Origin of the sequence: Bacillus sp. 7894-2, assembly GCF_002272225.1 — a bacterium.
Lineage (GTDB): Bacteria > Bacillota > Bacilli > Bacillales > Cytobacillaceae > Cytobacillus.
This window is the reverse complement of the sequence record NZ_NPDG01000160.1, coordinates 1-3263: the sequence shown is the minus strand read 5'-3', so window position 1 is coordinate 3263 and position 3263 is coordinate 1. Positions and strand designations below refer to the sequence as shown.

The following is a 3263-nucleotide window of genomic DNA, read 5'->3' as shown; positions in this document are numbered from 1 at the left end:
CTCTTTGTTATATTTTACCTGATCGCTCAGAAGCGACTTTATTAATATAACATGTGTTGATTTTGTGTGTCAACACTTTTTTCATAAGTTATCCGCCGTCTGTGAAAATGTTTATCGTTCATATCGCAGCGACGGATATAAATATAACAAGGATTTAAATAAAGGTCAATAGCTTTTAAAGTTTTTTTACGATAATTTTTTTTTGAGTTTGTAATACCTGTGATAAATTCCCTGACCTTTTGTTTCTATGTTTACTACTTCTATGAAATGCTTATCAATCAAATACTCAAGAAGCATGCTTAAGTCAACCGCATAAAGATGAAGTTCATCATGGTTCATAATATCGTGGATGGACCATTCTTCTTTCTCAGCAAGCACGTCGGCAAGATGACTGATTCCTTGTTTCGTTCTCGAATGGATTAAAAATTCGCTTGCAAGGAACAGCAGCTCCAGCCTTTTTTCAAGCGGCTCCTGGCTATTAACCAATTCTTCATACAGCTTCATGATTTCAGGCTCAATTTGCTTTACCTGATTCCAGACAGTTACTTCCGGATGGAATCCATTTTCGATAACAGCAAGCCTGGCCAGATGATGAAGGGAATGAACAATATGGTTATAGGCATCAAAATAATGGCGGTTTTCAAAGAAGGCTTTGCCATCCATATATCGTCTGATCAGCTTGGCAAACTCAAGACCCATTTTTAATTTTCGCCCATAGAACGGAAACTCTCTTAATTCCACCTTCAGGTTATGAATATATTCGTTTCGATCAAATAAAACTTTTCCATTATAGAGCCAATCAAAGATTTTCCGGTTCGACCCCAGCAGGATCCATTCGCGAAGCTGCTTATCTGTCACAATATGCAGAGCCGCTTTTTTATCTTTATATGTGTAATGTTTAACAAATACAGGTTCATCTGCTTCCTCAACAAGGATCAGCAGTACAGCATCAAATGTATCAGTAGCAGGAATAGCCTTTTGCATTTTTTCGGTCATAATCACGCCCAGAGTGTTTGTCTGGCTTGCCCGTTCCTGGTATATAGGACGGAGAATATCTTCCATCATAATTCCTCCATTTTATTGATAGCGTATATCTTCGACAATTATAAATGAAATCCTTCCTAAAGGTGAGACATTTTTCGACACCATTCTATATTAATATTTATTTAAGCAAAAGGAGTGTGGTATAGTTAGTTTTTAGGAGGGAGCAGTATGGCTAAGTACTCAAATAAAATCAATAAGATTCGTACATTTGCCCTTAGTTTAATTTTCATCGGATTTATCGTTATGTATCTCGGAATATTCTTCAGAAATTCCGCTCTTCTCATGACAATATTTATGCTTCTCGGAATGCTCTGCATTCTTGCCAGCACCGGTGTTTATTTTTGGATTGGCATGCTTTCAACAAAAACCGTGCAGGTGGTTTGCCCGAATTGCGGAAAACACACAAAGATGCTTGGCCGCGTTGATATGTGCATGTACTGCAATGAACCTTTAACGCTTGATCCAAATCTTGAGGGCGCTGAATTTGATGAAAAATACAACAAAAAAAATACGAAGCAGAGCTGATTTATCTCTTGCTTCCATATTCAAGCTCTAAAATGACCGGCTCTCTAACAGCCGGTTTTTTATTGATTAAAAATAAAAAGCTGACAGCACAGCGCCGGCAGCTTTAAAATTTTATTAGTGAGCTTCTTTACTTGCACAATCCGGACATGTTCCGTAAATCTCCATTCTATGATGGCTGATTTTAAAACCTGTAACATGCGAAGCAAGGTGCTCTACTTCATCCAGGCCAGGATAGTGGAAGTCTACAATCTTGCCGCAGCTTTCACAAATGACATGATAATGATGAGTGGTAACAAAATCGAAGCGGCTAGATGCGTCACCATATGTCAGTTCCTTTACCAGGCCAACCTCACGGAATACTCGTAAATTATTGTAAACTGTTGCCACACTCATATTTGGGAATTTCCCCTCTAATGCTTTGTATATATCGTCAGCAGTCGGGTGTGACATGGAGTTTATTAAATATTCAAGTATCGCATGACGCTGCGGAGTGATACGTACTCCAGTGTCCTTTAAAGTATCCAGCGCCTCTTTTAATTCCATATGCGCCACCGCCATGCACCTCTTTTCCAACAAATATTCTTACTTTATAATCTTTATAAATAGTGTACTAATTTTTTACCACATTTGTCAATATTACAAACACCTTAATAGAGGGAATCAGTTCTTTTCATCATCTTAATACCCTCTTTCAACATCGATCACATTCATATAATCTTTGTTATTTTTTATATATGTATGAAGGTTATACTTAAAAATTTCAAAAGATCTCGGTAAATAGTTTTTTGTTCGGCTTGACAGATGAGGGGTGACTGTTACATTCTCCATCCTCCAGAAAGGATGTCCTTCAGGCAGAGGCTCATTTTCAAAAACATCCAGATACGCATGTGAAATCTGGTGTTTTTCAAGTGCAGACAGAAGCACCTTTTCCTCGACAAGATCCCCTCTCCCTATATTCATAAACACAGCAGAATTCTTATAGCAGCGAAATGCTTATCCTTTAACAGATAATTAGTTTCAGACGTGCTGGGAAGGACAGAAATGATAAAGTCAGCCTCTGGAAGGATCCCGGTGAGCCTGCTGAGTGGAAAAATACGATCTATCCACATATTTTCCCGTCCGCTCCTATTCACTCCAGCCACTTTCATTCCAAAGCATTTGGCGAGTCTTGCAATCTCTCCCCCTATTGCCCCAACACCGATAATTAACAAGGTTTTTCCATGAAGCTCTTCCATTGGCAGATTACGATTCCAAACTTCTGCCTTTTCATTTTCAGCCAGCAGTGCTCTTTGTTTAACATGTCCTAACATAGTTCCAAGCGCAAAATCAGCCATGGGGATTTTATGGATTCCTCTTGCATTTGTAATTAAGATGCCTTTCTCTTTGCAGGCTTTCAAAGGCATTTCATCCATTCCCGCTGACATCACCATGATCCACTTTAGTTTTGTTGCTTTATTAATATATTCTTCTGTCAGATCTTCTCCATATGTAATAAATACTTCAGCATGATAAAAGGATTCCCCTGCAGCTTCGATTCCGTCGAAAAACAGGAAATCTTCCTCAGGGAAATTCTGAATTACTTCCTGGCACAGCTCTTCGGGAGGCAAAATGGATGACACAATTTTCATAAACTCCACCCCAACACAGTTTTATTCATCATACCACCCATCGCCGAATGGTAATAAGAAAAGCGC

The 3263-nt window shown here is 38.8% G+C and carries 3 protein-coding genes and 1 pseudogene; 1 reads left to right on the top strand and 3 read right to left on the bottom strand.

The window, feature by feature from the left end:
* Positions 1-186 precede the first annotated feature (186 nt).
* The gene (locus tag CHI10_RS21815) at positions 187-1062 is read right to left on the bottom strand and encodes a nucleotidyltransferase-like protein (protein ID WP_076260375.1); all 876 of its coding nucleotides are present in this window, start codon (positions 1060-1062) and stop codon (positions 187-189) included.
* Between the two features lie 150 nt (positions 1063-1212).
* On the opposite strand from CHI10_RS21815, the gene CHI10_RS21810 reads away from it, so the two are divergent.
* Entirely contained in the window at positions 1213-1569 is a 357-nt protein-coding gene (locus CHI10_RS21810) for a YgzB family protein (RefSeq protein ID WP_048010460.1), read from the top strand.
* Between the two features lie 114 nt (positions 1570-1683).
* On the opposite strand, the gene perR is transcribed toward CHI10_RS21810, so the two are convergent.
* Together perR and CHI10_RS21800 are read right to left on the bottom strand one after the other, a co-directional pair.
* Positions 1684-2121: a peroxide-responsive transcriptional repressor PerR gene (perR, locus tag CHI10_RS21805; RefSeq protein WP_162272000.1), complete on the bottom strand. Its 438-nt coding sequence runs from the start codon at positions 2119-2121 to the stop codon at positions 1684-1686.
* Positions 2122-2247: 126 nt separating this feature from the next.
* Positions 2248-3197, bottom strand: a pseudogene (locus tag CHI10_RS21800) (D-2-hydroxyacid dehydrogenase).
* Positions 3198-3263 lie beyond the last annotated feature (66 nt).

Coding starts and splice junctions, on each gene's coding strand:
- CHI10_RS21815 (WP_076260375.1), bottom strand. CDS start 1,062: ATGGAAGATATTCTCCGTCCTATATACCAGGAACGGGCAAGCCAGACA.
- CHI10_RS21810 (WP_048010460.1), top strand. CDS start 1,213: ATGGCTAAGTACTCAAATAAAATCAATAAGATTCGTACATTTGCCCTT.